Annotated in this window: 22 protein-coding genes; 12 read left to right on the top strand and 10 right to left on the bottom strand. The window is 70.6% G+C overall.

Features of this window, described 5'->3' with window-relative positions; translation table 11 throughout:
• Positions 1-12: 12 nt before the first annotated feature.
• The gene (locus tag AB0H43_RS23415) at positions 13-2,265 is read left to right on the top strand and encodes a hypothetical protein (RefSeq protein WP_360002301.1); all 2,253 of its coding nucleotides are present in this window, start codon (positions 13-15) and stop codon (positions 2,263-2,265) included.
• Positions 2,266-2,269: 4 nt separating this feature from the next.
• On the opposite strand, the gene AB0H43_RS23410 is transcribed toward AB0H43_RS23415, so the two are convergent.
• From AB0H43_RS23410 to AB0H43_RS23400, 3 genes are read right to left on the bottom strand one after another with little or no spacing between them, the layout of a single operon-like run.
• A complete protein-coding gene (locus AB0H43_RS23410) occupies positions 2,270-3,934 on the bottom strand; it encodes a right-handed parallel beta-helix repeat-containing protein (protein ID WP_360002300.1) in 1,665 nt (554 codons plus the stop codon).
• Positions 3,931-4,641, bottom strand: a complete 711-nt coding sequence (locus AB0H43_RS23405) for a hypothetical protein (RefSeq protein ID WP_360002299.1) — start codon at positions 4,639-4,641, stop codon at positions 3,931-3,933. The genes AB0H43_RS23410 and AB0H43_RS23405 overlap by 4 nt, the downstream gene beginning before the upstream one ends.
• 57 nt (positions 4,642-4,698) lie before the next feature.
• Positions 4,699-5,433, bottom strand: a complete 735-nt coding sequence (locus tag AB0H43_RS23400; RefSeq protein ID WP_360002297.1) for a hypothetical protein — start codon at positions 5,431-5,433, stop codon at positions 4,699-4,701.
• Between the two features lie 50 nt (positions 5,434-5,483).
• On the opposite strand from AB0H43_RS23400, the gene AB0H43_RS23395 reads away from it, so the two are divergent.
• Both AB0H43_RS23395 and AB0H43_RS23390 read left to right on the top strand, forming a co-directional pair.
• Positions 5,484-7,493, top strand: coding sequence for an amino acid permease (locus AB0H43_RS23395; protein WP_360002295.1), 2,010 nt, complete (start codon positions 5,484-5,486; stop codon positions 7,491-7,493).
• An 11-nt stretch (positions 7,494-7,504) separates the two neighbouring features.
• Positions 7,505-8,182: a class I SAM-dependent methyltransferase gene (locus AB0H43_RS23390; RefSeq protein ID WP_360002292.1), complete on the top strand. Its 678-nt coding sequence runs from the start codon at positions 7,505-7,507 to the stop codon at positions 8,180-8,182.
• 67 nt (positions 8,183-8,249) lie between these two features.
• Here the strand turns inward: AB0H43_RS23390 and AB0H43_RS23385 are convergent, their stop codons facing one another.
• Positions 8,250-8,882: a hydrolase gene (locus tag AB0H43_RS23385; protein ID WP_360002291.1), complete on the bottom strand. Its 633-nt coding sequence runs from the start codon at positions 8,880-8,882 to the stop codon at positions 8,250-8,252.
• Between the two features lie 76 nt (positions 8,883-8,958).
• Here AB0H43_RS23385 and AB0H43_RS23380 point away from each other — a divergent pair, with 76 nt between their 5' ends.
• The 5 genes from AB0H43_RS23380 (at position 8,959) to AB0H43_RS23360 (ending at position 14,820) form a co-directional block, all read left to right on the top strand.
• Positions 8,959-9,552, top strand: coding sequence for a PadR family transcriptional regulator (locus tag AB0H43_RS23380; protein ID WP_360002289.1), 594 nt, complete (start codon positions 8,959-8,961; stop codon positions 9,550-9,552).
• Entirely contained in the window at positions 9,549-10,391 is an 843-nt protein-coding gene (locus tag AB0H43_RS23375) for an alpha/beta hydrolase (protein ID WP_360002287.1), read from the top strand. Before AB0H43_RS23380 ends, AB0H43_RS23375 begins: the two co-directional genes overlap by 4 nt.
• A 203-nt stretch (positions 10,392-10,594) precedes the next feature.
• On the top strand, positions 10,595-11,584 hold the full coding sequence (locus AB0H43_RS23370; protein ID WP_360002285.1) for an alpha/beta fold hydrolase: 990 nt from the start codon (positions 10,595-10,597) through the stop codon (positions 11,582-11,584).
• A gap of 75 nt (positions 11,585-11,659) precedes the next feature.
• Entirely contained in the window at positions 11,660-14,050 is a 2,391-nt protein-coding gene (uvrA, locus tag AB0H43_RS23365; RefSeq protein ID WP_360002283.1) for an excinuclease ABC subunit UvrA, read from the top strand.
• Between the two features lie 89 nt (positions 14,051-14,139).
• On the top strand, positions 14,140-14,820 hold the full coding sequence (locus tag AB0H43_RS23360; RefSeq protein ID WP_360002281.1) for a class II aldolase/adducin family protein: 681 nt from the start codon (positions 14,140-14,142) through the stop codon (positions 14,818-14,820).
• On the opposite strand, the gene mtnA is transcribed toward AB0H43_RS23360, so the two are convergent.
• The gene (mtnA, locus tag AB0H43_RS23355) at positions 14,786-15,763 is read right to left on the bottom strand and encodes an S-methyl-5-thioribose-1-phosphate isomerase (protein ID WP_360002278.1); all 978 of its coding nucleotides are present in this window, start codon (positions 15,761-15,763) and stop codon (positions 14,786-14,788) included. The two genes, AB0H43_RS23360 and mtnA, sit on opposite strands and share 35 nt — an antisense overlap.
• A gap of 95 nt (positions 15,764-15,858) precedes the next feature.
• On the opposite strand from mtnA, the gene AB0H43_RS23350 reads away from it, so the two are divergent.
• From AB0H43_RS23350 to AB0H43_RS23340, 3 genes are read left to right on the top strand one after another with little or no spacing between them, the layout of a single operon-like run.
• Complete coding sequence (locus tag AB0H43_RS23350; RefSeq protein WP_360002276.1) at positions 15,859-18,165, top strand: glycosyltransferase family 2 protein; 2,307 nt, start codon at positions 15,859-15,861, stop codon at positions 18,163-18,165.
• 2 nt (positions 18,166-18,167) lie between these two features.
• Positions 18,168-18,998: a hypothetical protein gene (locus tag AB0H43_RS23345; protein WP_360002274.1), complete on the top strand. Its 831-nt coding sequence runs from the start codon at positions 18,168-18,170 to the stop codon at positions 18,996-18,998.
• Positions 18,991-20,664 (top strand): hypothetical protein, encoded by a 1,674-nt coding sequence (locus AB0H43_RS23340; RefSeq protein ID WP_360002272.1) that lies wholly within the window; start codon positions 18,991-18,993, stop codon positions 20,662-20,664. The genes AB0H43_RS23345 and AB0H43_RS23340 overlap by 8 nt, the downstream gene beginning before the upstream one ends.
• A 79-nt stretch (positions 20,665-20,743) precedes the next feature.
• On the opposite strand, the gene AB0H43_RS23335 is transcribed toward AB0H43_RS23340, so the two are convergent.
• The 5 genes from AB0H43_RS23335 to AB0H43_RS23315 form a co-directional block, all read right to left on the bottom strand.
• Entirely contained in the window at positions 20,744-22,012 is a 1,269-nt protein-coding gene (locus AB0H43_RS23335) for a hypothetical protein (protein WP_360002270.1), read from the bottom strand.
• Positions 22,012-22,629 (bottom strand): hypothetical protein, encoded by a 618-nt coding sequence (locus AB0H43_RS23330; protein ID WP_360002268.1) that lies wholly within the window; start codon positions 22,627-22,629, stop codon positions 22,012-22,014. The genes AB0H43_RS23335 and AB0H43_RS23330 overlap by 1 nt, the downstream gene beginning before the upstream one ends.
• 125 nt (positions 22,630-22,754) lie before the next feature.
• Positions 22,755-22,913 (bottom strand): hypothetical protein, encoded by a 159-nt coding sequence (locus tag AB0H43_RS23325; protein WP_360002267.1) that lies wholly within the window; start codon positions 22,911-22,913, stop codon positions 22,755-22,757.
• A 233-nt stretch (positions 22,914-23,146) separates the two neighbouring features.
• A complete protein-coding gene (locus AB0H43_RS23320; RefSeq protein ID WP_360002265.1) occupies positions 23,147-24,310 on the bottom strand; it encodes a hypothetical protein in 1,164 nt (387 codons plus the stop codon).
• 7 nt (positions 24,311-24,317) lie between these two features.
• Positions 24,318-24,896 (bottom strand): DUF308 domain-containing protein, encoded by a 579-nt coding sequence (locus AB0H43_RS23315; protein WP_360002263.1) that lies wholly within the window; start codon positions 24,894-24,896, stop codon positions 24,318-24,320.
• A gap of 92 nt (positions 24,897-24,988) precedes the next feature.
• On the opposite strand from AB0H43_RS23315, the gene AB0H43_RS23310 reads away from it, so the two are divergent.
• Positions 24,989-26,245, top strand: a complete 1,257-nt coding sequence (locus tag AB0H43_RS23310; protein ID WP_360002261.1) for a chloride channel protein — start codon at positions 24,989-24,991, stop codon at positions 26,243-26,245.
• Positions 26,246-26,555 lie beyond the last annotated feature (310 nt).

Below are 26,555 nucleotides of genomic sequence, written 5' to 3'. Positions count from 1 at the left end.
GGAGGGGGTGCCATGGCTGACGAGGTTCAGGTTCATCCCAAGGCGATGCTGGAATGGACGCAGGATTTCCAGAAGTTCGAGAAGAACTTCCGCGACGACACCGACGATTACATCGAGGGAACGCATCCTCACTACAACGGCACGCAGCTGGGCATCCGCGACTATCTCGACACGATCAAGATCGACGGCTTCGGACGTGAGCTACCGGAGTTCACCTATTTCGCGGCGGCGGTGCGGTCCTACGTCGGCGACGGCACGTCGGGCATCCTCGGCTATCGCGAAGTGGTGATGGACGGGCTGAAGTCCTACCGCAAGGGCGTCGAGGTCGCGGCGTCCGCGTACGGCGGCCACGAGGAGTACAGCCGCAAGGAGCTGGCCAAGGTCGACAAGGAGATCCTGGAGAAGCTCGGCATCACTGTCGTCGACGAGCCTGGACTCACGCCGGACTCGGTGACGGTCACCGGTCTCGGCGGGGTGGCCGGGCGCGATCGGGTGAAACCCGCGGGCGGTACGCCGCCGAGCGGACCCTACGACTGGGAGAGCATTCCATATCCCGAGGTGGTCGACACGGTCATGAGCATCGTGGACGAGCCGATCACCCATATCGCCACCGCGCTCGCCTGGATCTCGCTGAGCCTGTTCGACTACGGCCGGAAGCTGAAGAGCTTGATCGACCTGCTCGACTCGCACGCGAAGTGGACCGGCGACGCGCACGACCGGCTTCGCGAGCAGGCGTACACCACGGCGTCCAATCTCCAGGCCTGGAACGAAGGGGTGAAGAGCCTCGAGCAGAAGCTCCGCTCGGTGGCCTTGACGGTGTCGGAGTCCCGGCGGAAGACGATGGCGGAGCTGGACGCACTCCACGACCGGCTGGTCGACCTGGCCGACGAGACCAACGCCCGGCTGCGCGCGGGCAAGCCGATCGGCGTCACGAACGAGCAGCTCATCAACGACTACAACGTCAAAGTCACGACGGAGATGAACGCGTCCGGCCGGCGCATCGCCAAGTTCGGCCTGGAGATGAGCGTGTCGGTCGTCGGCGAGAACTCCAAGTGGGAGCCGCCGGCCTCTTATCAGGGGCTGATGCTCGACGCCGTCACGAAGCCGCAGCTTCCGTCCAGCCCGACCAGCAGGCCGAAGATTCCCGGTGGTGGCCCGACCGGACCGGGTGCTGGTCCCGCCGCAGGTCCCAGCGTCCAGCCGCCGAAGACGAACAACCAGAAGCCGCCGAAGGACAAATGGGCACCCGGCGAGGGCTGGCTGCCCGGCCCGCCGATCGACCCGAACGACATCGCGGCGGCGTTGGCCGCCGCCCTCGCCGCCGCCGCGGCGGCCGCCGCCAAGGATCCCAAGAACCACAACGCGAACACGCCGGACGACCAGGAGGCCCGCGTCGAACGGATCAAGCCGGGCGACTCGAACCCCTTCGGCACCAACGGGAACGCCAACCTCGGCACCGGCGGCACCACCGACAACGGCGGCGCGAACAACGGCACCGGCGGCGTGACCCCGCCCAGCATTCCGGGCAACCTCGGCGGCAACGCCGGGAACACCGGCGGCGTCGCAGTCCCGACGATTCCCGTCATCCCGACGGTTCCCGGCACCGGCAACGGGAGCACCAACGGCAGTGGGAGCACCAACGGCGGTGGGGGCGGAGGCGGTGGCGTCACGCCGCCGACCGTTCCGGGCACCGGCAACGGGACGAATCCCGGTGGTGGCGGCGGTGGTGGAACGCCCGGCGGCGTCACGGTGCCCATCACGCCCGGTAGCGGCACCGGCAACAACGCCAACGCCACCCGGCCCGACTGGTGGGACGACAATCCGTGGGACAACCCCGACTCGCCGGTCTCGCTCGACGGCCGGAACGCCGCCCATCCCGGCGGCGGTGGGGGAGGCGGCGGAGGTACGCCCGTCAGCCCGATCCCGGCGGGCGATGCCGGTGCCACCACGAACGCTGGCGCATCGACGATCGGGTCGACCGCGGCCGCGGCCGGTGCGGAGCAAGCGCCGTACCTGCCGCCGATGATGCCGCCGTCCGCCGGAGGCGGTGGCGGCGGTGGGGGAGGCGGACCCCGTCCCGTACGCCGAGGCGGCCCCAAACTGGTGGACCCCGGTGTCGGCGCTGGACCGGCGGCGCTCAGCGGCCGAGGCCGGGACGCGACCGCCGACAAGCCCAAAGTCGTGTCGACCGAGGCGGAAGGCTGGACCGCGCAGCCGGAGGCCGAGACGGAGCAGCCGGTCACCCGGATCTTCGGCCGCGCCTGAACGGCTAGGCCAGTACCGCAGCCAAGTCGTCGAAGACGAGCAACTGCAGTTCCTCGGCGGTGGGTACGCGGCGAAGTTGCCGCAGCCGCTGGGCCTGCGCCTTCCGCATGCCGTCGAACAGCTTGCGGGCTTCCCGGGCGTTGCCGAAGTTGCGATCGCGTTGCAGGGCCGAGAAGTAGCCGCCGATCGCGGCCAGCAACTGCGGATCCAAGGTGTACTCGTTCGCCTCGGCCATGGTGTTGAGGATGGCGACCAGCTCGTCGGCCTCGTAGTCCTCGAAGACGATCGTCTTGTTGAACCGTGAGGCGAGACCGGGGTTGGCGTCGAGGAAGTCGTTCATCTCGCCGGTGTATCCGGCGGCGATCACGGCGATCTCGTGCCGGTGGTCTTCCATCAGTTTGACCAGGGTGTCGATCGCCTCCTGGCCGAAGTCGCCGCCCGACCCGAAGGTACGCGACAGCGTGTACGCCTCGTCGATGAACAGCACCCCGCCGAGGGCCTTCTCGAACGCGGCCGACGTCTTCTCGGCGGTGTGCCCGAGGTACTGCCCGACGAGGTCACGGCGGGACACCTCGACGAAGTCGCCCCGGGGCAGGATGCCGAGGGCGGCGAGCAGCTGACCGTAGATCCGGGCGACGGTCGTCTTCCCCGTGCCCGGCGAGCCCGCGAAGATCAGATGGTTGGTGGACTGGGCGACGGACAGCCCGCCGCTGCGCCGCCATTCGTTGACCTGGAGTTCGTCGATGATGCCGTGCACCTCGGCCTTGACGCCGGGCAACCCCACCAGCGCGTCCAGCTGGAGCAGCAGGTCCTCCGAGCGCGCGACGTCCTGGCGGCCGGCCGCCGCGACCGGTTCGATCTTCGCGGCCGGCGGCCGCCCGGCCTCGACGACCTCGACCGTGCTGCCCGGGGCGAGCAGGATGCCGGGAGCGGCGGTCTGCTCGGCGACGCAGCCCGAGATCTGCCCACCACATCCCGCGGCGAAGCTGATCCCCACGCCGCCCGTCTCGGTGATCCGGCAGCGGCGCATGATCGGGTTGCTCTGCTGTGCCACGGCGATCCCGATGTCCCCCGTACGCGAGACGCCGCAGTTCTCCAGAGTCGGCCGGGAGTAGTCGTAGATGTAGACGCCGCGGTATCCGGCGTCGCTGACGACGCAGTTGCGCAGCACCGGGTCGGCCGAGCGGATCAGGATCCCGTCGGAGACGATCTCGGAGATCGTGCAGTTCGTCATCGTGCCCGCGCACCCGTCGAGCTGTACGCCCAACTGCGCGCCGACGACGCGGCACCGGTCGAGCTCGAACTGGCAGCCCGAGCCGAGGTGTACCCCCGCGCCTGAAGCCGCCGAGATCTCGCAGTCCAGCATCTTCACGGCCGCGTGCGTAGCGGTCACCGCGGCGGCCTCCGCGCCGACGATGCGCAGGTGCCGCAGCTCGACCGCGCCGCCCCGAGCCTCGATGACGGGCCACAGTGGATCGCCGGCGTACAGGGTGACGGTGCCCGGCTCGACGGCGCTGATCGTGACGGTCCGGTTGTCCAGGCGGACGTTCTCGGCGTACTCACCTGGGGCGACGACGATCTGGTCGCCGGGACGCGCCATCGACAGGGCGTCCTGCACCCGGGGGTACGCACCCGGCAGGTCCGGCGAGACGTGCAGCACTTCACTCATGGCTTCTTGGTTCCGAATCGACTCGTGCACACCTGCGCGGATGGGGCGACCTCGTCGACGGACAGCACCGCGACCACGACGAAACAGTACTCGACCTCGGGATTGAGCGGGTAAACGCGGATGGACGTCGTCCCCTTCCGCCCATCGGCCATTGTGGCCGGTTCCCCGCCGACCGGACCGCCGAGCACATAGAACGCCGCCAGACCGCCGCTGTTGTCGGCGACGGTCAGCGTCACCGCGACCCGTTCGTCCTTGGCCACGGTGACCTGGGGCGCCATCGCCGCGACCTCGGACGCGCGCGGCAACGCCTCGGGGGAGATCTCGACGGCCGGCCGGGCGGTGCCCCGGCTGAACGCCACGGCCAGCGCGAAGAGGACCACGGCCGCGGCCAGACCCAGCAGCCAGCGACGGGCGCTGGAGACCGCCGCGACCGCCGGCTTGCGGCGTACGGGGGCGGGCGGTGGGGGAGCGGCAGGGGGCACGTCGACCGGGTCCGCTGGAGCGGCCGCCACCGTCGAGGCGACCGGACTGGAGTCGGGCTCCGGCTCCGGAGTGGCCTCGGCGTCTACAACAGACGGTTCTACCGTATCCACTTGCGACTGCGTACGCACCGCGGTCGGCAGCAGCTCGCCACACGTGGGATTCATGCAGTACGAGCTGTCCCCGTGCTCGGTATGCCCACACACGACGCAGGTCACTTTGGACATGCGCCTGATTCTGTCACGCCGACCCGCTCCGCGGCGAGGCGCGACAAGATCGCGGAATCACAGTTGGGCGGCGACGAACCAGCCGGTCAGGGCGAGCCAGATGCCGACGACCGCCGCCCCGGCGACGAGGGTGACGACCCCGCCGAGCAGCAGCACGAATCCCACCGCCCGGCCGGCCCGGGCCGCGCCCCGAGTCGCCCGGCGCGGATCACCCGTCGAACGCCAGATCCAGGCCCGCAACAGGCGCCCGCCGTCGGAGGACGCCCCTGGGAGGAGGGTCCCGGCCGCGAGCACCAGATTGGCCAGACCGACGTACGCCACGACCGACACGACCAGGCCTCCGGCGCCCGCGAGGATCAAGGCCGCCGTCACGACTCCGCACAGTCCGCCGAGCGCCAAGCTGGCGAGCGGTCCCGCGGCAGCCGCCATCAGCTCGGCCGACGCCGACGGCGTGCCCGCAGACACCGACGACGGGGGCACCGACGACGGGGGCACCGCCGCCGAGGGCACCGCCGACGCCGACGCCGAGGACGCCGCCGCCGACGCCGAGGACGCCGCCGACGCCGAGGACGCCGCCGACGCCGACGAGGCGACGTGAGCAAGCTCATGGGCCGCCGCGCACAGTCCGAAGACGGTGACGGTGATCAGTGCGGCGAGCAGGTATTCGCCGGTCGACCGGCCCGGGTGGGCGGCGGGCAGGCGGACGGCGGCGAGCCCGGCGACCAGGATCGCGACGATGAGCAGGACGCCGCTCTCGTCGGCGAACTGCGCGAAGGTGGATCGACGTCGCATATCGCCGGGGTTCCCCGGAACAGTTTGGTCAAACCCCCTATCGTGATCGGGTGCCGCGCGAGACCCAGCCGAAGAACCCGCCCAAGCCCGAGTACGCCGTCCCGGCCGTCGTCGACACCCCCGGCGCCCGGTCCGGCCCACCGGGGGCGCTCGGCCGCTGGCTGTTGCAGCACCGGGTGCAGGCCGTCGTCGGCCCGGAGGCGCAGGAAGGCCACGCGACGCCGCAGCCCTGGTGGAAGGTCATGTGCCTGACCGGGGTCGACTACTTCTCCACGCTGGCGTACCTGCCGGCCATCGCCGCGCTCGCCGCCGGCGCGTTGTCGCCGCTGGCGACCCTGCTGATCGTGGGGCTGACCCTGCTCGGCATGCTGCCGATGTACCGCCGCGTGGCCAAGGAGAGCCCGAACGGGCAGGGCTCGGTGGCGATGCTGGAAGACCTGCTGCCCTTCTGGCGCGGCAAGCTGTTCGTGCTCGTGCTGCTCGGGTTCGTGGCGACGTCGTGGATCGTCACGATCACCCTGTCGGCCGCCGACGCCTCGGTCCACCTGCTGGAGAACCCGCACTCGCCCAGCTTCCTGCACGGGCACGCCGTGCTGATCACCGTGGTGCTGCTGCTCATCCTGGGTGGAGTGTTCCTGCTCGGATTCAGCGAGGCGGTCGGGGTGGCCATTCCGCTCGTCGCCGTCTTCCTCGGCCTGAACGCGATCGTGGTCGTCGTCGGGTTCGCCGAGATCTTCACGACCGGCGGAGCCTGGGCGAACTGGACCGACGCGCTGACCTCCGGCGAGGGTGGCTGGACCGGCCTGATCGGCCCGGCCGTGCTGGCCTTCCCGCTGCTGGTGCTGGGGCTGTCCGGGTTCGAGACCGGGGTCAGCATGATGCCGCTGATCGCCGCTTCCGGCGACGACGCCAAGACCCGCCTGTGGTCGCGGATCAAGAACACTCGCAAGCTGCTGACGACGGCCGCGTTGATCATGTCGGTCTACCTGATCGCGACCAGCCTCGTCACGACCATCCTCATCCCGGCCGCCGAGTTCCAACCCGGCGGCGAGGCCAACGGCCGTGCGCTGGCGTACCTCGCGCACGAGTACCTCGGTGAGGGCTTCGGCACCGTTTACGACATCTCCACGATCCTCATCCTGTGGTTCGCCGGAGCGTCGGCGATGGCCGGACTCATCAACATCGTGCCGCGCTACCTGCCCTCCTACGGCATGGCGCCGGAGTGGGGGCGCGCGGTCCGTCCGGTGGTCATGGTTTACACCCTCATCTCCGTGATCATCACGATCGCGTTCGGGGCGGACGTGAACGCGCAGGCCGGCGCCTACGCCACCGGCATCCTGGCCATGATGGTCTCGGGCGCGGTCGCGGTCACCATCTCGGCCGTGCGCTACCGGCAGAAGCGGGCCTCCGCCGGCTTCGCGCTCCTCACGCTCATCCTCTTGTACGCCTTGGGCGAGAACATCCGCGAGAAGCCGGACGGCATCGCCATCTCAGCCCTGTTCATCGCCGGCATCATCGCGGTGTCCCTGATCTCGCGGGTGACCCGGACGACGGAGCTGCGAGCCGACCGCATCGAGTTCGACGATCGCGCCCGCCGGTTCGTCACCGAGTCCATCGAGTTCGACGGGGCGCTGAACCTCATCGCCAACCGCCGCCAGGACGGCGACGCCGCCGAATACGCCCAGAAGGAGTCCGAGCAGCGCGGGATGAACCCGGTCCCGGGCCGGGCCGACGTGCTCTTCCTGGAGATCGACATCGTCGACCCGTCGAAGTTCAGCGACGTCCTCCGGGTCTACGGCGCGGAGATCGACGGGCACCGCATCCTGCGGGCGCAGAGCCCGGCCGCGCCGAACGCCATCGCGGCCATCCTGCTGGCCTTGCGGGACTCCACCGGCGTACGCCCGCACTGCTATTTCGAGTGGTCGGAGGGCTCGCCGCTGCTGCACCTGTTCCGCTACCTGATCCTGGGCCGGGGCGACACCCCGCCGGTCGTCCGCGAGATCATCCGGAAGCTGGAGTCTGATCCGGCCCGGCGTCCGGGCATCCACGTCGGCGGCTAGGCTTGGTGATCATGAGCGATCGCAGTACGCCCGACCGCAGCACCGCCCGCCGGCTGGCCGCCGAATCGGTGGCGGCCGGGGAGCCGACCGCCTGGTTCGAGACCCTGTACGCCGCCGCCGAGCAGGGCGCCGCTGTCGTGCCGTGGGCCGACCTGGAGCCGAACCCGCTCCTCGTACGCTGGGCGGTCGCCGGTCGCGCCACCGGACGGGGCCGGGCGGTCGTCCTCGGCTGTGGGCTGGGCGACGACGCGGAGTACCTGGCCGGGCTGGGCTATGACGTGGTGGCCTTCGACATTGCCCCGACCGCGGTCGCGGCCGCCCGTCGCCGGTTCCCGTCGACCACTGTGGACTACCGGGTCGCCGATCTGCTGGAGCTGCCGCCCGACTGGATCGGCGCCTTCGACCTCGTGCTCGAGGTCTACACGGTGCAGGTGCTGCTGGGCGAGGCTCGGCGTACGGCGATCGCGAACAGCGCCGCCCTGGTCGGGCCGGGCGGGAGGCTGCTCGTCCTGGCCCGCGCTCGCGACTCCGACGGCGACCCCGGGCAGATGCCCTGGCCGCTGACCCGGGCGGAGATCGACGCGTTCGCGGTCGGCGACCTGGTCGCGACCGACGTCGACGAAGTGCTGGACGACGAGGACCCACCCGTACGCCGCTGGGTCGCCGAATTCCACCGTCCCTCCGCGTGATCATTGCGCCAGCCATGCTGTTTCGCGGGGCGAATTGCCCGCTCAAACAGCACGGCTGGCGCAATGATCACGGGAAATGGCGGTCGAACCAGTCGGCGGCCAGGTCGGCGACCTGACGCAGGGCGCCGGGCTCCTCGAACAGATGCGTCGCGCCCGGTACGATCGCCAGCCGCGCGCGGGGGAGCAACGCGGCCGCCTGCCGGTTGAGGTCGAGTACCTGCGGGTCGGCACCGCCCACGATCAGCAACGTCGGCGACGTGACGAGCGGCAGATAGGGCCCGGCCAGGTCGGGCCGGCCGCCCCGGGAGACCACCGCGGTCACGTCGATCCCGGGTTCCGCCGCCGTGATGAGGGCGGCGGCCGCGCCCGTGCTCGCCCCGAAGAGGCCCAACCGCACCGTCTCCAGTCCGGGCTCTTCGCGTACCCAAAGGCAAGCGGTCTGGAGCCGCGCGGCCAGCAACGGGATGTCGAAGCGGGACCGCTCCTCGATCTCCTCCGCCACCGTGAGCAGGTCCAGCAGGAGCGTGGCCTGCCCTCGGGCCTGGAGGAGGTCCGCGACCTGGCGATTGCGCGGGCTATGCCGGGAGCTGCCGCTGCCGTGCGCGAACACGACCAGGCCCCGAGGCTGGTCCGGGACCGTGAGGCTGGCGGCGACCTCGCCCTGCCCGGTGGGCAGCGGGATCGTGACGTCTTCGGTCATCTCGTCCCTATTCCCCGGCAGCTGGTCGCACAACCAGCTAGTTGACTCTGATTAGTCAGGACTGAATAATAGGTTCATGGCGAAGAAGCGGAAGGTCGGGAACCTGCTGGGGCTGGCGGTGCTGTCCTACCTGACCCAAGGGCCGACGCACCCCTACGACCTGGGGCGCACGCTGCGCGCGCACGGCGACGACCGGAGCCTCAAGTTCACCCACGGCTCGCTCTACATGGTGTTTCAGCAGCTGGAGAAGGCCGGCTTCGTGGCGCCGGTGGAGACCGGCCGGGCCGGGCTGCGCCCCGAGCGCACCGTGTACGCGATGACCGACGCCGGCCGGCGTGAGCTGCGCGACTGGCTGCGGGAGCTGGTCGCCGAGCCGGAGCACGAGTATCCGCGGTTCGTGACCGCGCTGTCGTTGATCGGCGCGCTGCCGCCGGACGAGGTGGTCGAGCTGCTGACCACGCGGCTCTCCCGGCTGAGCGAGGTGCGTGCCTCGACCCGGCAGGAGATCGACGCGGCGCTGGCGCGGGACGTGCATCCGCTGTTCCTCGTCGAGGAGGAGTACCGCCTGGCCCTGCTCGACACCGAGGCCGGCTTCGTCGAGAACCTGCTGGGCCGGATCGCCGGATGGCGGTCGGCCTGGTCCGCCGCAGTCTCCGGAGGAAAATCATGATCACGCGTACGACCACCGCGCCCGACGGCGCGACGCTCGGCTGGTATTCGATCGGCTCCGGTCCGGGCCTGCTGATTCTGCACGGCGCGATGGAGTCCGCGGTGAGCCACCGCGAACTCGCCGAGGCGTTGAGCGATCAGTTCACCGTGCACCTGCTCGACCGGCGAGGCCGGGGTCTGAGCGGCCCGTACCCGGCTCCCGGCGTCCCTCAATCTGAAGTGGACGACGTACGCGCGGTGCTGGCCGCGACGGAGACGTCCCAGGTGTTCGGGGTGAGTTCGGGTGCGATCGTCGCGCTGGAGGCCGCCGCCTTCGTGAAGAAGGCCGCGATCTTCGAACCACCGATCTTCTCCTCGGCTGCCGTTCCGGCGGCGGCGCTGGCGCGGCTGGACGCATCGTTGGCGGCGGGCGAGGTAGTCGACGCTCTCGTGACCGGCATGCTCGCCGCCGAGATGGGGCCGGCCTTCCTGCGGCGTGTCCCGCGGCCGGTGCTCCGGTCGCTGACCGCGCTGGGTGTGCGCGCGGATGCGCGCCGGGCCGGGGTCGACGGTCATGTGCCGATGGGTGAGCTGGGACGGCTACTGCACTACGACTTCGCCTTGTCCGCCCAGGCCAGCGGCCAGTTCGACCGGTACGCCGGGATCACCGCCGAGGTGCTGCTGCTGAACGGGACGCGGAGCCCCGCGTACTTGCGGGAGTCGGTCGCCTCGCTGGCGCGGGTGCTGCCGTCGGCTCGGCACGTCCAGCTGGACGGGTTGGATCACGGGGCGTCCGGGAACGCCGACCGGCGCGGCAAGCCCGGTGTCGTCGCGTCCGTACTGCGGGACTTCTTCGGGTGATCTTGAATGGTCTCCGTCGCTGGGCGGTCTTCAGCCCCATGGCGACGTCGCGGTTGATCTAGGATCACCACGCCGCCGGGTCGGCCGCCGGCTCGCCGGGCGAGCGCGGCCCCGCCAGGGTGGGGCGAGGCCACATTCCCGCGGTCGCTGGAGTGGGGGAGGCGGCCACTGCCCGCGACGCGACCCAGGTCCAGCATGGCTGCATGAAGGTCGAAGCCCACGGCATCGAGCAGAACCTCCTGGTACGCGGCCCGCTCGACGGCCCGCCCGTCCTCCTGGTGCACGGCAACTGCTCGTCGGCGGCGTACTGGGCGCCGCTGCTGCGTCACCTGCCCGAACAGTGGCGGATCGTCGCCCCGGACCTGCGCGGCTACGGCGACACCGAGACTGCCCCCGTCGACGCCACCCGGGGACTCAAGGACTTCTCCGACGACCTCGCGGCGCTGCTCGACGACTCCGGCGTGTTCGCGCCCGGCACGCCGATCACCGTGGTCGGCCACTCGATGGGCGGTGGCATCGCCACGCAACTGCTGATCGACCACCCCGATCGGGTCAAGGCGCTCGTGCTGGAGTCGCCGCTGTCGCCGTACGGATTCGGGCTGGGCGGGGCGGGCGCGGTGAACCCCGGTTTCGTGGCCGCCCTCGCGGCCGGTGACCGCTCGGGTGACGCGCCGACCACTCCGCGGGCCGTGCTGCGTACCTGTTATGTCGCCGATCCGGCGTCCCTCGGCGATGACGAGGAGGCCCTGCTCGACACGGTGCTCTCGACCGCAGTCGGCGAGGGCAACTACCCCGGTGACGCCGTCCCCGCCGAGGGATGGCCGGGCGTACGCGCGGGGACCAGAGGCGTGGCGAACGCGATGGACCCGGGCCATCACAACGTCGCCGACGATCTCCTCAAGCTGGCCGGCAAGCCCCCGATCGCGTGGGTACGCGGCGACTCCGACATCATCGTGTCGGACACGTCCGCCTTCGATCTCGCGTACCTGGGGAAGATCGGGGTCGTGCCCGGCTGGCCGGGCGAGCAGATCGCGCCGCCGCAGCCGATGGTGCGCCAGACGCGCGAGGTGCTGGACCGCTACGCGGCTGCCGGTGGCTCCTACCGGGAGATCACGTTCGAGGGCGTCGGGCACAGCCCGCACATCGAGCGGCCCGAAGAATTCGCCGCGATCCTGCGCGAGCACGTCCACTGACGCCGGACGAAGTGTGATCATGGGCGGGTGGGATTCGTCCGGGTAACGGGAGCGCGCGAGCACAACCTCCGCGGCGTGGACGTAGAGTTCCCGCGCGACGAACTGGTGGTCGTCACCGGGGTCTCCGGTTCGGGGAAGTCGTCGCTGGCCTTCGGCACCGTCTACGCCGAGGCCCAGCGCCGCTACCTCGAGTCGGTGTCCCCGTACGCCCGCCGCCTCCTCAACCAGGTCGGCGCGCCGAAGGTCGACCAGATCACCGGACTGCCGCCCGCGGTCGCGCTCGGTCAGCAGCGGGCGGTGCCAGGGTCGCGTTCCTCGGTCGGCACGGTCACGACGCTGTCGAACCTGCTGCGGATGCTCTATTCGCGGGCGGGCGACTATCCGCCCGGCGCGCCCCGCGTCGACTCCGACGCCTTCTCGCCCAACACTCCGGCCGGAGCGTGCCCCGAATGCCACGGTCAAGGCTTGCTGCACCGGGTCACGGAGGACTCACTCGTCCCCGACCCGTCGCTGTCCATTCGCGACCGCGCGATCGCCGCCTGGCCGGGAGCCTGGCTGGGCAAGAACTTCCGGGACATCCTCGCCACCCTCGGGTACGACGTGGACCGTCCGTGGGCGGAACTGTCCCAGCAGGACCGTGACTGGATCCTGTTCACCGACGAGCAACCGGTCGTCACCGTCCACCCGGAACGCGAGGTCGGCCGGATCCAACGGCCTTACCAGGGTCGCTATCAGAGCGCCGAACGCTATGTGCTGCATACCTTCGCGACGTCGAAGAGCCTGCCGATCCGGCAGCGGATGCGGCGCTTTCTGCGTACGTCGCCGTGCCCGGTCTGCCACGGTCGCCGGTTGCAGCCGTCGTCGCTCGCCGTCACCTACGCCGGACTGTCCATAGCAGACATGGTCGCTGTGCCGCTGCGCGATCTCGGCGCCGTGCTCCGCGAACGGCCGCCGACCACCGAGCCGGCCGCCACCATCGTCCCCGACCTGCTCGCCCGCATCGATCTCCTCGTCGAACTCGGCCTCGGCTACCTCAGCGTCGACCGGTCGACGCCCACCCTCTCCGCGGGCGAGCTGCAACGGCTCCGGCTTGCGACCCAGCTGCGCTCGGGGCTGTTCGGGGTGGTCTACGTCCTGGACGAACCGTCCGCCGGGCTGCATCCGGCCGACACCGAACCCCTGCTCACGCTGCTCGCGCGGCTCCAGGCCGCGGGCAACTCGCTGCTGCTGGTGGAACACGATCTTCAGGTGATACGCACAGCGGCGTGGCTGATCGACGTCGGTCCGGGCGCCGGAACCCACGGCGGCGAGGTTCTCTACAGTGGTCCCGTCGCGGGGCTGGCCGCCGTCGAGCGATCGGCGACCGCCCGGTTCCTCTTTCATGGACAGTCCCTCTTGGACTCTGCGGAGCGCAGGCCGACCGGCTGGTTGCGGCTCACCGGAATCGACCGCCACAACCTGCGGGACTTGAGCGTGGAGTTTCCGCTCGGGGTGTTTACGGCGGTCACGGGCGTCTCCGGCTCCGGTAAGTCCACGTTGGTCAGTCAGGTGCTCGCCGACGTCGTCGCCGGTCATCTTCGCGCCGACGAGGAACCCTCCGAGGAAACCGACGACGATTCCCTGGAGGAGTCGGTCGACGCGTCGATCGGCGTGACCGCGACCGGCGTCGAGCAGCTCGACCGGCTCGTCCGCGTCGACCAGCGGCCGATCGGGCGTACGCCCCGGTCGAACCTGGCGACCTACACCGGCCTGTTCGACGCCGTACGCAAAGTCTTCGCCGGTACGCCGACCGCCAAGGAACGCGGCTACACCGCCGGCCGGTTCTCCTTCAACGTGGCGGGCGGTCGCTGCGAGACCTGTCAGGGCGAGGGATTCGTCGCGGTCGAACTGCTCTTCCTACCCGGGACCTATCAACCCTGCCCCACCTGCCATGGCGCCCGCTACAACGCGGCGACGCTGGAGGTCGCCTATCGCGACAAGACCGTCGCCGACGTCCTCGACCTCACCGTGGACGAGGCGGCGGAGTTCCTCGCCGACGTCCCCGCCGCTGCCCGGAGCCTCGGCGTACTCCGGGAGGTGGGACTGGGCTATCTCCATCTCGGCCAGCCCGCCACGGAACTGTCCGGCGGCGAGGCGCAACGGATCAAGCTCGCCGCCGAACTCCAGCGCGGCCGCCGGGGCCGGACGCTGTACCTGCTCGACGAGCCGACCACCGGACTGCACCCGGCCGACGTCGAAGTCCTCACCCGGCAACTGCACAGCCTGGTGGATCAGGGGCACACCGTGATCGTCGTCGAGCACGACCTCGCCGTGATCGCCGGCGCCGACTGGGTCGTCGACCTCGGCCCCGGAGGCGGCTCCGACGGTGGCCGGATCGTCGCCGCCGGTCCGCCCGCCGCCGTCGCCGCCGCTCCGGACAGCCGCACCGCCCCCTACCTCGCCGCCACGCTCGCCGCCCAGGCGTGATCATTGCGTCAGCCATGCTGTTTGAGCGGACATTTCGTCGCGCGAAACAGCATGGGTGACGCAATGATCAGGCGAGGTAGGGTGCGCGGGTGGAGTTGGTGTTGGGGGAGGAGCGGCGGGCGGTCGTCGCGTACTGCCATCGGATGGTGGCCGACGGGCTCGTGGTGGGCACCTCGGGCAACATCTCGGCCCGGCGCGGCGAGCTGATCGCGGTCACGCCGAGCGGGCTGGCGTACGAGGAGCTGACGCCGGACCTGGTCGGGGTGCACCGCCTCGACGGCACCCCGGTCGACGCCCCGCTCGCGCCCACCACGGAACTGCCGACCCATCTGGCGGCCTACCAAGCCACCGGCGGGAACGCCGTCGTGCACACCCATTCGGCCGCCGCCACGGCGGTCGCCACGCTGGTCGACGAGCTGCCGTCGGTGCACTACCTCGTGGCCCTGTTCGGCGGGCCGATCCGGGTCGCCCGGTACGCCACCTACGGCACCGACGAGCTGGCCGAATCCGTGACGGCGGCGCTCGCCGGGCGTACCGGGTGTCTGCTGGGCAACCACGGCACCATCGCGGTCGGCGACACCCTGGCCAAGGCGTACGCCAAGGCGCAGTACCTCGAATGGCTCTGCGACGTGTGGCTGCGAGCCAAGGCCGCCGGGGAGCCCCGGGTGCTGGACGCGGCCGAGATCGACCGCGTCGGCCGGAAGCTCGCGAGCTATGGAGCGAGCGCACCGGAGGTCAGGGGAGCGGACGCCACACCCGATTCTCGGTGACGATCGCCGTGACCAGGTCGGCTGGAGTCACATCGAAGGCGGGGTTGAACGCGCCCGCGCCTGCCGGCGCGACCGGCACTCCGGCGTAGTGGGTGACCTCGGCCGGGTCCCGCTGCTCGATCGGGATCGCCGAGCCGTCGGTGATCGCCTCGTCGACGGTCGACTCCGGCGCGACGACGATGAACGGGATCCCGTGCCGGGCGGCGGCCAGTGCGACGGCGTATGTGCCGATCTTGTTCGCGACGTCGCCGTTGGCGGCGATCCGGTCGGCCCCGACGACGACGCAGTCCACCAGACCCTGGGCCATCGCGGTCGCGGCGGCGGAGTCCGGGCAGATCCGATAGGGAACGCCCATCTCGGCCAGCTCGTACGCGGTCAGCCGCGCACCCTGGAGCAGTGGCCGGGTCTCGTCGGCGAGCACCTCGCCGACCTCGCCCGCGGCGGCCAGGTGACGCACGACGCCCAGCGCCGAACCCCAGCCCACGGTGGCCAGCCGACCGGCGTTGCAATGGGTCAGCAGGCGTACCGGACGCCGCTCGCACACCTCTCGCACCAGGTCGGCGGCGCGCCCGGAGGCGTCGTGATTGGCCTTGATGTCCGCTTCCAGCACGGCGAGCGCCTCGGCCAGCACCGCCTCGGGGCCCTCGTCCAACCGGCTCAGCGCCCGATTCACCCCCCACCGGAGGTTCACCGCGGTCGGCCGAGCGGACGCGAGGCGCTCGGCCTCTGTGCGTACCACTTGGGCGTCATGATCCCGCGCGAGCAGGGCGACGCCGAGGGCGCCCGCGCCACCGAGGGCCGGCGCGCCGCGGATCGCGAGCCGGGAGATGGCGTCGATGAGCGAGTCGACGTCGCGGAGCCGCAGCTCCCGGTACGCCTGCGGCAGCGCGGTCTGGTCCACGGTGACGACCGCTTCGCCGTCCCAGTCGATGGTGCGATCCACAGGGTAAACGTAGCCGATTCTCAAATCGTCGGTACCATGCCAAAACGGTACGTAAGCTACTGAGTAACAGAGTCCTCGGGTCGGAGGGGGGATCCGTGACGCCTCGACTCAGTGTCGTCGTGCCGTTCTACAACGTCGCCGAATACATCGCCGAATGCCTGGAGTCCCTACGCCGGCAGACCTTCGACGACTTCGAGGTGATCCTGGTCGACGACGGCTCGCTGGACGCCACCGCGCAGATCGCCGAGGACTACTGCCGGATCGATCCCCGATTTCAGCTCGTCGCGCAGGACAACCAGGGCCTCGGCCCGGCCCGCAACACCGGCGTGCGGCACAGCGACGGCGAGTACATCACCTTCGTGGACAGCGACGACCTCGTTCCGCGGCACGCGTTCGAGATGATGGTCCACTCGCTCGACGAGACGGGATCGTCGTTCGCGGCGGCCGGCGCGCGGCGGTTCGACGACTACGGCTCCTGGGGCTCCTGGCTGCACGGCAAGATCTTCGCCGCCAACCGGCCGGCCACCCACGTCGTGGAGTACTACCAGCTGGCCATCGACCGGATGGTGTGGAACAAGGTCTTCCGGCGCAGCTTCTGGGACGAGTTCGGCTACGAGTTCCCGGCCATCCGCTACGAGGACTACCCGGTGACGCTGAAGGCGTACTTGGACGCGGTCACCGTCGACATCGTGGCGCAGCCGAACTACTACTGGCGCGAGCGCACCTCCGGCGACTCGATCACCCAGCAACGGGCCGAGTTCACCAACCTGTGCGACCGCATCCGCTCGGCCGACATGGTGCTCAACCTCGTCGAGGAGCTGCCGGCGTACCTGCGGGACACCGTGCACATGCACCTGGCTCAGGTGGACATGGTCACGCTGGTCGACGCCTTCGGTGAGCTGCCCGAGGAGGACTGCGCCCGGCTGGCCCGCATCGCGCAGCGCTTCGCCGAGCGCATCGACAAAGGGCCGGCCGCCCGGTCGTCCTACCTCGGCCGCGTGCAGCACAACGCCCTGCGTACGGGCGACATCGAGCTGTTGCGGGCGGTCGCCGAGATCCGCCGCGACGGCGCGCTCAACGCGGTACGCGCGGAGCGATCGCAGGTCCCGTGGCGGCGGCACGAACTGGTCCCGCCGAACCTGGGCGGCCAGTCCCGGGCGCTGTTCCGCCTGCCCGGGCGCGCGCCCTACGCCGCCAGCACCACCGTCACCGACCTCGACTGGGCGACCGACTCGGGCGGTGCGACGGAACTGATCGTCCGGGGTACCGCCGAGATCCGTCACCTGCAGATCGACGGCACCTCGAAGCTGCGCATGGTGCTGGAGGCCAACGGCGTCGAAGTGCCGTTGCCGGTCGAGCGGTTCCCGGCGTACGACAGCCACGGTGACCGCAACCTCGTCGGATACGCGGTCCGCGTACCGCACTCGATGCTGGCCGGGATCCCCGCTCGCAACGAACCGGCGACCCTGCGTGCCACGATCACGCAGGGACATGTCAAGCGCACCACGGTGCTGCGCAACGTCGGCCCCGGTAACCCGAGCATGCCGCCGGGCGCCTGGATCAACGGCGGCTCGTGGCTGCAACCCCTGCCCGCCCCGGACAACCGGCTGCTGCTGCGGCACATCGCCGATCCGGCCCGGCTCACCTCGGCGGCCGTCCGGGACGGGATCATCGTCCTGGAAGGAATGCTGCCGCCCGAGTCGGGGGAGCTCAGCCTGACGCGTACATGGGCCTGCGACAAGCTCGCCGACTGCGAGATCGTGCCCGGCGACACCGAGGACCGGTTCGTGGCCCGAGTACCGGTGTCCGATCTGGCGCAGACCGACGACCCCGACGACCCCGTGACAGGGCGTACGGTGTGGCGGCTGGAGGCCGGCGGGCATCCTGTGCTCGCCACCGGGCTCACCCGGGCCGTGACTCAGGTGGTCGGCGGCCGGCTGGTCCAGGTCAGCCGGGCAGCCGACAACTGCGTGGTCGTCACCGACGGGCCGGTCCGGCCGATCGCCGGGGAGATCGGCCCAGCGGACGGGGTCCACCTGATCACCGTCTCGGGTCAGTCGTGGGCGCCGCTCGACTTCCCACTCGTCTGGCGCCGACTGGGCGACGGCTCCGGCGCCGACGACGTGACCTGCTCGGTAGGCGCGGTCCCGGGCGGCTTCGCCGGCTTCGGTGGGCGATGGACCGCCCTGGCCGAGGTGGAGAGCCTGATCGCGGGTTCGCCCCGGCACCCGCACACCTCGGCGGCGATCTGGCAACTGGTCGCGCTGCCGCCGGACGCCCGCCCCTACGCCGTGCAGCCTGACGCGTTCCTCACCGCCGACGCGTCGATCACCGTCGGCGTACGGGATCGCCAGCTGACTTTGCGTCCGCATGCCGATCGTGTCACCGTCGAGGTGCGGTAGCCATGCATCATCACAATCACTATTACGGGCAGTCGCACATTCTGGCGCGGTATGCCGGTCTGGATGACGAGTTCCCGCCGCGGTTGCGGGGTTATCTGCAGCATGGGTGGAACATCGGTTGTGGCTGGAATCCGGTGCACGAGTTCTTCGACGGTGCGTGGCGGTTCGTGTGGAGTGATTGGCCGCGCCGTCGTGGGCATTCGCTGGGCCGGCGCAACTATCACGTGGTCGGTGCGCCGTGGCTGTATCTGCTGCAGATGGAGCCCACACTCGGGGTGATACCGCCGGAGCAGCGGGAGGGCACGCTGTGGTTTCTGTTCCACGGCTGGGAGGGTGGCAAGATCTCCGGTGATCATCAGCGGTTGATCGACGAGATCAAGGAGACCGAACCGGGGCCGGTCACGATCAGCCTCTACTACACCGAGTACGAGCGCCGGGAGATCCGCCGGCATTACGAGAAGGCGGGTTTCGACGTCGTCTGTTTCGGCCGGCGGGGCTGGAACTATGAGGGCACCGATCGCCGGTTCCTGTATAAGCAGTTGGAGACGTTGCGCCGGTTCAAGCGGGTGGCGTCGAACCGGTTGGCGACGGCGATCTTCTACGGGGTGTCGGTGGGGTGCGAACCGGCCGTGTATGGCGATCCGATGGAGTTGGGCGGGGAGAATCCGCTGTTCGGTGGGGTGCAGCGGATCGGCCGGTTGTGGCCGGAGATGATCGGTAAGCAGGTGGATGTGGCGGTCGCGCGGCAGATCACCGATGAGGAGCTGGGGCGGGCGTGGGTGATGCCGCCGCAGGAGATGCGGATGCTCTTCGACTGGAGGGAACGTGACTGACATCGAGAGCACCGTGCGGGTCGTCCGGGGTGAGATGCAGCCGTGGAGTGATCAGAATCAGCCGGGGTTGCCGGCGGCGGGTGGGCCGGTGGTGTGCCGGTTGCTGGCGGATCTGCTGCCCCGGGCGCGGCGTACGCTGGTCGTCGGTCCACACGGCCGCGACGTGCTGGACCTGGTCGCCGATCGCAGTGAACACGTCACCGTGCTGCTGCGCTCGGTCAGCGACGCCACCGAGCTGGCCGCCGCCGCCGCGAACAGCGAGGCGGATCCCCGGTGGGAGGTTGTCGCGGGTGCGCTCGACGGGCTCGCCGGTGCCACGTTCGAGCCGTACGACGCGATCGTCGCGGTGGACGGGCTTGACCGGGTGCTCGGTGCGGACAGCCCGGATCTGAGCTGGCCGGAACGCCTCGCTCAGCTGCTCAAGCACGCCACTGTGGACGCTGTCCTCGTGTTGGGGTTGGCGAACGGGTTCGCCCTGACCAGTCTGCTGGACCGGCGCGGGCTCGACGAACGGCACGGCGACAACGAATGGTGGCCGCTGCGGGATGATCCCCAACGGCCCGCCTCCGCCGCCGCGTTCGCCCAGGCCGCCGAACGCGCCGGGATCACCGGTGCCCGCGTGTACGCCAACTTCGCCGCACACACCCTCATCGAGATCGACGCAGCCACCGAAGCCCGCCCCGGCAGCCTGCTCTGCCGGATGGGCGTACGCGGGCTGCAGGCGGCCGGGGCATCGCTGCCCCTGCTCGCCCCGATCGGAGAACTCGCCGAAGCCGCCGCCCACGCCGGGCAGTTGGGTTCGGTGCCCGAAGGTTGGCTGCTGCTGCGGGGCAGCCCCACGAGGACGGCGTACGCGGAAGGCGCGGCGGCCGGTGTCACCGTCGCGGTCGAGCGGGCGGGCGACGGGTGGCTCTTGGACGCCGCGGGGGAGGCCACCGACCTGCCGGACGGCCTTCGGATCCGGGTCGGCACGCGTACGCTGCCGGACGCCCCGACGGCGGAGGACGTGCTGTTCCGGCTGGCCGCCGCGGGCGACGTCCCCGGCATACGCGCCTTCGCCGCCGAACTCGGCGCCTGGGCGCGATCGCGGTCCACAGCGGAGGCGATCTGCCTCGACGACCTCGTCTACGACGGAACGGCGTTCACCCCCGGCTTCTACGGCTGGGCGACCACCGAACCGGCTTCAGCCGACGAGCTGCTCGCCGCCGCCTGGCACCGCTGGCGCGACCGGCTCGTCAGCGCCCACCGCCGGCACCCGTGGCCACCGTGGATGGCGGGCGACGACCTCGTGGCGACACTCCTGCAGATGTCCGGCGACGCCGCCGAGCCTTCCACCGTGGAACGCGGCCGGGAGATCGCCGACCTGGTCGCCGAGCCGGTCCCCGACGAGTCGACGCTCGATCTCCGGTCGGCGCTGGAAGAGGCGGCCGCCGCCCGGCACGAACTGTTCGAACTGCGCGGGCACGTCTTCGGCCTGGAGCGCACCCTCGGCTACCGCGACAAGCAGCTCAAGGTACGCGAGAAGCGCATCCGTGAGATGCGGGCCAGCGTGCAGCGCTACGAGGAGATCCGCAACCATCGCCTGTTCAAATACGTCCGGTACGCCGCGAAGATCCGTCATCCGAAGCAGTTCGCCCGAGCGGTGATGCGCCGACTTCGCGGCTGACTCGCCGACCGTAACGTGATCTTGAACGGAGAACGCTGCTCCAGCGACGTTTTCCGTTCAAGATCACGTCACGGTCGGGTCAGGACTTGGCCCGCCAAGGCTCGGCGAGTTCGGCGTACCACTTCTTGAGAGCCTGCTCCTCCTCGACCTGACGCGAGCCCGCGCCGAGCACAGCGCCGGGCATGATCACGCCGGGCCCACCACGCGGGACCTGCCAGGTGGGCGTGCCCACCGGCTGCGCCGCGGGTTTCGGCAGGCCGGCCGCCCAGTCGGCGAGCTGGCCGCCGCGACTGCCGTCGATGATCGTGCCGGTCTGCGGGGCCGGGGTGGCGCTCCAGCTCATCGTGGCCTTGCGCACCACACCGCCGGCGCCGACGCCCGGACCGGGCAGGACGAACGCCCCGCCGCCGGGCGCCATGCCGCTGTTCATCCCGAGCGGCATCATCGACACCGGCGCTCCCGGGGTCATCGGCGTCGCCGGTGGACCACCGCCCCCGGTGAGCGTCGGGCCGGGACCGTCGTAGTCGGAGTAGGCACGGTCGTAGATGTGTTCGCTCGCTCGCTCGTTCAGCACCTCGGCGGCCGACCGGTTGCCGCCTGACGAGCCGACGCTCGGACCCGACGACGACGACGTCGTCGTGGCCACGCCCGGGAGGCCCGGTGGCGGTGAGTAGCCGACCGCCGGTGCGACCACGGCCGCCGCGGTGAACAGCGCTCCACCGGCGACGCCCCCGCCGCGGGGGAAGTCGCGCGGCCAATCCTTGCGACCTGGCCCGTCCGGGTCGGTACGCGGTTCCCGGTGCGGCCGATCCTCCTTCTTCGGGTGCTCCGGCCCTACGGAGATGGGCAGGATCTTCGGGCCGTACGCCTTCGGCCCCTTGATTCGCAGCTGAGCGACCACCTGATCGAGGTGGCTCATCGTGCCCCGTGCGCGCCGGTTGAGATCCTGCGCGGCGGCGCTCAGCGAAGCCGTCGTGGCGGTGGCCGACTCACCGAGCCGCAGCCACTCCAGGACCAGCGGCTCGATCTCCGTCCGGGCCTGGTCGATCTGGTCGACGACTTTGCCGACGTCCGCCGCGATCTGGTGATACGTGTCAGCGTCCGCCTTCAGCGAGGCGGCCAGCGCTCGGGCGTACGCGAACGTCTCGGCCGCCGCCTCGGACTTGGCCGACCAGGACTTCTCCAGCTTGCCCACCGCGGTCAGCAGAAGATCGGCGGTGTGCCCGACGAGGTCGCCGACCGCGCTGGCGGCCGGGATGACGTCGCGTTCGTTCGGGTCGCGCTGGATCGCGTCGGCGATCCGCGGCACGTCATACGCCTGCCAGTTGACCTGCCATGGTGCCGTCATCAGCCCTCCACCACCATCGCGGGCTCCGTGCTGTCGCTCTCCACCGCCACGGCCGCCGGCTCGACGGTCGGCTCGACCACTGTCGGTTCGACCACCGTCGGTTCGACCACGGTCGGCTCGACGGCGGGTTCACTGGGCGGGGCTCCGGCCGACGGCGCCGGTGCGGCCTCCGCCGGGGTGACCTCGGCCGGCGGCGTCACATCCGCCGGCGGCGTCGTCTCGACAGCGCCGGGCGCGGGCCCGGCCGACGGCGCGGCGGGCGTGTTGACGCCCGGCACGATCCCCGCCGTCCGCTGCAACACCTTCTGCAGTGCGCCCTCCGAGAGGGCGTCGGACGACTGGTAGCCGTCGGCGATCTTGCCGACCGCCTCGATCAGGAAGTGAAATGACGCAATCTGCTTCGACAGGTTGCCATGTGCCTCACGGATCGCTTGCGACGTCTCTGTCCGCCGTTGGAAGAGTTCGCCGCTCGGATTGTCCTCGCCGAACGTCACCGGGTCGGTGAACAGGTATTTCTGCCGCTCCAGACCCGGTTGCAAGACATCGTTCAAGATCGACGTGAGGTCCTTCGTGAATCCCCGCAACGCGGCGGGATCGACCCGGATCTCTCGGTCCATGCGCCGCCTCCCCAGAGCGTGACCGGCCGACTACAACCTAGCATCACCACGCTCCACAGTGGCATCCGTCGCGCGGTGCGGCCGGGTGAACTCTGCGGTCAGTTTTTCCAGCGTGTAGTGCGCGTTCAAGCCACTCGGTTCGGGAGCACCCAGACCTGCGTACCATCCACTGTGGCCTGCGGGCCGACCCCGGCCGTGCGGGTGCCGAAGGCCACCCGATAGGCGGTCACCCCCAGGACCGCGAGCGACGCTGGGCGCACGCGCCCGAGCTTCTCGCGCAACACGCGCCCACCCTCCGCCGGCTCCGCGGCGGTCAGCTCGTCGGCCCGTCGCCGGGGAGGCTCTCGGCCGAGCCGCAAGGAGTGCAGTCGGTTCCGCGCGCCACCAGGTTCGTCACACCCAGCTTGTACGCCAAAAGCTCATCCTGCTCATCGGGACGCAACTGCGAGCACGTCCGGAATGCTCCTTCCGTATGCGGCCGGCAGATCGTCGGCGGAGGGCTTGGACACGTCCACGATTATGCGGGCAGCCGGCGTAGCAGTGTGATTACCGCCGTGAGCAGCGCGACGACGCCCACGATGAGGAAAGCCGTCGCCACCGTCGGGTTGGCGAGCAGCCACCACATCGCCCCCGCGGCGAGGACGACGGCGATCCAGGGCTGCCATCGACGCACGAATCGGCGTACGCCGGGCTGCGGGCCGATCGCCCGGCCGACCGGATCGATGGCCGAGTTCACGCCCCGGCGGAACAGGGTGGCGCCACGGCCTGGTCCGGCGAGGTACACCCAGATCGCGGCCAGGGCCGCCGCGACCGTGGTGGTCGCCAGCGCGATCACGAGATACCGCAGCAGCTGATCCCAGACCGTGAGCGCGACGTCGGTGTTGAATCCCTTCGCGGCGAGCTTCTCGGCATAGCGATTCCGGAAGACCGCGTACGCGGCCAGCGTGAGCAGCAGCAGAACGGCGCTGATCAGCAGCCCGACCAGCAGGCCGCGGCGGTGATTCGGCGCGCACCACACGCCCAGCCCGAGCAGGATCAGCGCCAGGATCGGCAGCCAGGTCCCGGCCTTGTCGAGCAGTTTCACGTAGCGCTGGATCTCGGGGAGGTTGTCGATGGTCGCGACGGTGTAGGGGATCGACACGTCGGGGACCTTGCTGAGGAAGCCCCAGCCCCGGGCGACCAGGTTGTCCTTGGCTGCGGTCACCACCGGACCGAGGTTGATGACGATGTCGGTGTCCTGGGTGGAGACGACGGTGCCGTCCTCCCCGGTCAGCAACTTCTCGATCTGCGTATGCGCAGACCGGTTCACCTCGGTCCACAGCGTCGCGAACTGCGGCGAGGTGACGAGGTCGCCGACGATCCGCTGGACCTGCCCCTTGATCCAGTTCGTGATGGCCGGCGCGGCCAGCGTCGCCGCCTGCGGTGCCGCCTTGATCCCGGTGGCCTCCGCGAGCTGCTGGATCAGGGCGGGCAGGTCGGCCGAGTTCATCACGGCGTCCGTGACCCGCCGCGTGATCGCCTCCTGGACGTCCGGGTCACTCGCCAGCGGAGCGACCGTCTCCACGTAGCGGTCGGTGTTCAGTAGTTCGGCGCGGGCGAACCGAGCCGTCACCGAGGCGACCACCAGCAGACTGGAGATCACCAGGAGGACGACGGCCCCGGTCCACCGTAGGGTCCGCATCCCGCGCTCACTCGACGTGCTGCAGCTTGCGTACGCGGAACGCCATGATGATGTCGGTGATCCCGCGGGCCAGGCAGATCGCCGCAACCAGGACGATGAGCGTGTAGAGCGAGCGGTCGAACCGGCCGGCCGCCCAGAAGCCGAGCAGCACCTCGACGATGCCGACGATCAGGCCGAGCCACCACGCGTCGTTCTCGGCCTTGGTGAGGAACGCCAGCACGATGTCGGCGGTGCCCTTGAACAGCAGGTACCAGCCCACGAAGGCGGCCAGCCAGAACACCGTCTTGCCGGGATTGGCCCAGCAGAGGATGCCGGTGACGAGGAACAGCGCGGCCAGTACGCCGTGCAGCCACTTCCAGCCGGGCGCGGTGAACATCTGGAACAACTCAGCCGCCGCCGCGACCAGGACGACGGCGCCGGCGAGCGCGGCGATCGAGGCGACACTGCGGCTGTTGAAGCCGAGGACGAACCAGCTGATGATGATCCACGCGGTGCCGGTGATGAGGAACAGCCACCAGGGCATTCCGCCGGAAGTCTTGGACATGCCCGTCGAACGGGGCATCTTGGGCACACTTGCTGTCGTCATGGCTCTAATATGAGGCTAATTCGGGCCAAATGTGGCTGAATTGCGGAGCTGCCGATTCACGGAGCTGCCGGACGACGGGGCTAGGGGGCGGCATGGCGGAACCACCCACCGGGCGGGCGTACCTGCGGCTCATCCTGCTCGGCGCGGCGATCGGCATCCCGGCGGCCCTGATCGCCGCGCTGTTCCTGGCGTCGGTGCACGAGCTGGAGCACTGGCTCTGGGGCACCGGCGAACCACCCTGGTACGCCGTCGTCTCCCTGCCCATCCTCGGTGCGATCATCGTCGTCCTGGCTCGCCGCTTCCTCCCCGGCGACGGCGGCCATTCCCCGCTGGAAGGGTTGAGCACCGCCCCCACCCCGATCTCGTACGCCCCCGGCGTCGTGCTCGCCGCGCTCGGCTCGTTGTCCTACGGCGCGGTCCTCGGTCCGGAAGCCCCGGTCATCGCGCTCGGCTCGGTCGTCGGCATGATCGCCACCCGTTTCGTCAAGCTCGACAAGCAGGGCACGGCGGTGGTGTCCAACGCGGGCCAGTTCTCCTCGATCTCCGCGCTGTTCGGTGGCCCGGTGGTCGCCGGCATGCTGCTCCTCGAAGGCGGCATCGGCCTCGGCGCCCGGCTGCTGCCGGTCCTGCTGCCCGGCCTGGTCTCCGCCTCGATCGGCTACCTGATCTTCACCGGCTTCGGCGCCTGGGGCGGCCTCAACGCGCCCGGCCTCGCGGTGCCGGACATGCCCGCGTACACCGGGGTGCACGTGGGCGACCTGCTGATCGTCGTCATCGTCGGCATCCTCAGCGCGCTCGCCCTCTCCCGCGTGCATCTCCTGGGCCGGCGGGTCGCCGAGGTGAAGCTGCCGATGCCCGCGCTGCTGCTGGCAGGCGGCCTCGCCGTGGGGCTCCTGGCGCTCCTGGCCCGGGTCCTCGGCGCGAACTCCCAAGACGTGCTCTTCTCCGGCCAAGCCTCCGTGGGCGTCGTGGCCACCGCGGACTCGACGAAGATCGTGCTCGTCCTGCTGATCGCCAAATTCCTCGCGTACGCCGTCTGCCTCGGCTGCGGCTTCCGCGGCGGCCCGATCTTCCCGGCGATCTTCCTAGGTGTCGCCCTGGCGTCGCTGGGCGTCGTCTGGTTCGACCTGTCGCCCACGCTCGCCCTGGCCGGCGGCGCAGCCGCGGGCATGGCCGCCCAAACACGGCTGATCTTCTCGCCGCTGGTGTTCGCGGCCCTCCTCGTCGGCGCGCCCAGCCTCGACGTCCTCCCACCCGCGGTCCTCGCAGTCGCCGCGGCCTGGCTGACGACGAAGTTCCTGGACCGGCGAGCCAAACCCACAGTCGAAACCGTCGCCCCCGCCGACTAACCCCCTGTGGGCGCCGCTGCGCTCCGCGCGCTCCGCGCCCGCTGCGCTCGCCCGCTGCGCTCCGCGCGCTCCGCGCCCGCTGCGCTCGCCCGCTGCGCTCGCCCGCTGCGCTCGCCCGCTGCGCTCCGCGCGCTCCGCGCCCGCTGCGCTCGCCCGCTGCGCTCGCCCGCTGCGCTCCGCGCGCTCCGCGCCCGCTGCGCTCGCCCGCTGCGCTCGCCCCGTTGATCATGGAGTTAACTGTGGTCTCGACGGTGTGTCGAGGGGGCAAACTCCATGATCAACGCCAAGGGGCAACGCAGCGAGAAGCAGG

Source organism: Hamadaea sp. NPDC050747 (assembly GCF_040654195.1).
GTDB lineage: Bacteria > Actinomycetota > Actinomycetes > Mycobacteriales > Micromonosporaceae > Hamadaea.
This window is presented reverse-complemented; position numbering and strand designations above follow the sequence as displayed.

What these genes read in the sequence shown, in the direction of transcription:
- AB0H43_RS23310 (WP_360002261.1), top strand. Translation starts at nt 24,989, where the DNA reads ATGGCGGAACCACCCACCGGGCGGGCGTACCTGCGGCTCATCCTGCTC.
- AB0H43_RS23370 (WP_360002285.1), top strand. Translation starts at nt 10,595, where the DNA reads ATGAAGGTCGAAGCCCACGGCATCGAGCAGAACCTCCTGGTACGCGGC.
- AB0H43_RS23385 (WP_360002291.1), bottom strand. Translation starts at nt 8,882, where the DNA reads ATGACCGAAGACGTCACGATCCCGCTGCCCACCGGGCAGGGCGAGGTC.
- AB0H43_RS23415 (WP_360002301.1), top strand. Translation starts at nt 13, where the DNA reads ATGGCTGACGAGGTTCAGGTTCATCCCAAGGCGATGCTGGAATGGACG.
- AB0H43_RS23320 (WP_360002265.1), bottom strand. Translation starts at nt 24,310, where the DNA reads ATGCGGACCCTACGGTGGACCGGGGCCGTCGTCCTCCTGGTGATCTCC.
- AB0H43_RS23345 (WP_360002274.1), top strand. Translation starts at nt 18,168, where the DNA reads ATGCATCATCACAATCACTATTACGGGCAGTCGCACATTCTGGCGCGG.
- AB0H43_RS23405 (WP_360002299.1), bottom strand. Translation starts at nt 4,641, where the DNA reads ATGTCCAAAGTGACCTGCGTCGTGTGTGGGCATACCGAGCACGGGGAC.
- AB0H43_RS23390 (WP_360002292.1), top strand. Translation starts at nt 7,505, where the DNA reads ATGAGCGATCGCAGTACGCCCGACCGCAGCACCGCCCGCCGGCTGGCC.
- AB0H43_RS23400 (WP_360002297.1), bottom strand. Translation starts at nt 5,433, where the DNA reads ATGCGACGTCGATCCACCTTCGCGCAGTTCGCCGACGAGAGCGGCGTC.
- AB0H43_RS23410 (WP_360002300.1), bottom strand. Translation starts at nt 3,934, where the DNA reads ATGAGTGAAGTGCTGCACGTCTCGCCGGACCTGCCGGGTGCGTACCCC.
- AB0H43_RS23315 (WP_360002263.1), bottom strand. Translation starts at nt 24,896, where the DNA reads ATGACGACAGCAAGTGTGCCCAAGATGCCCCGTTCGACGGGCATGTCC.
- AB0H43_RS23330 (WP_360002268.1), bottom strand. Translation starts at nt 22,629, where the DNA reads ATGGACCGAGAGATCCGGGTCGATCCCGCCGCGTTGCGGGGATTCACG.
- AB0H43_RS23380 (WP_360002289.1), top strand. Translation starts at nt 8,959, where the DNA reads ATGGCGAAGAAGCGGAAGGTCGGGAACCTGCTGGGGCTGGCGGTGCTG.
- AB0H43_RS23375 (WP_360002287.1), top strand. Translation starts at nt 9,549, where the DNA reads ATGATCACGCGTACGACCACCGCGCCCGACGGCGCGACGCTCGGCTGG.
- AB0H43_RS23335 (WP_360002270.1), bottom strand. Translation starts at nt 22,012, where the DNA reads ATGACGGCACCATGGCAGGTCAACTGGCAGGCGTATGACGTGCCGCGG.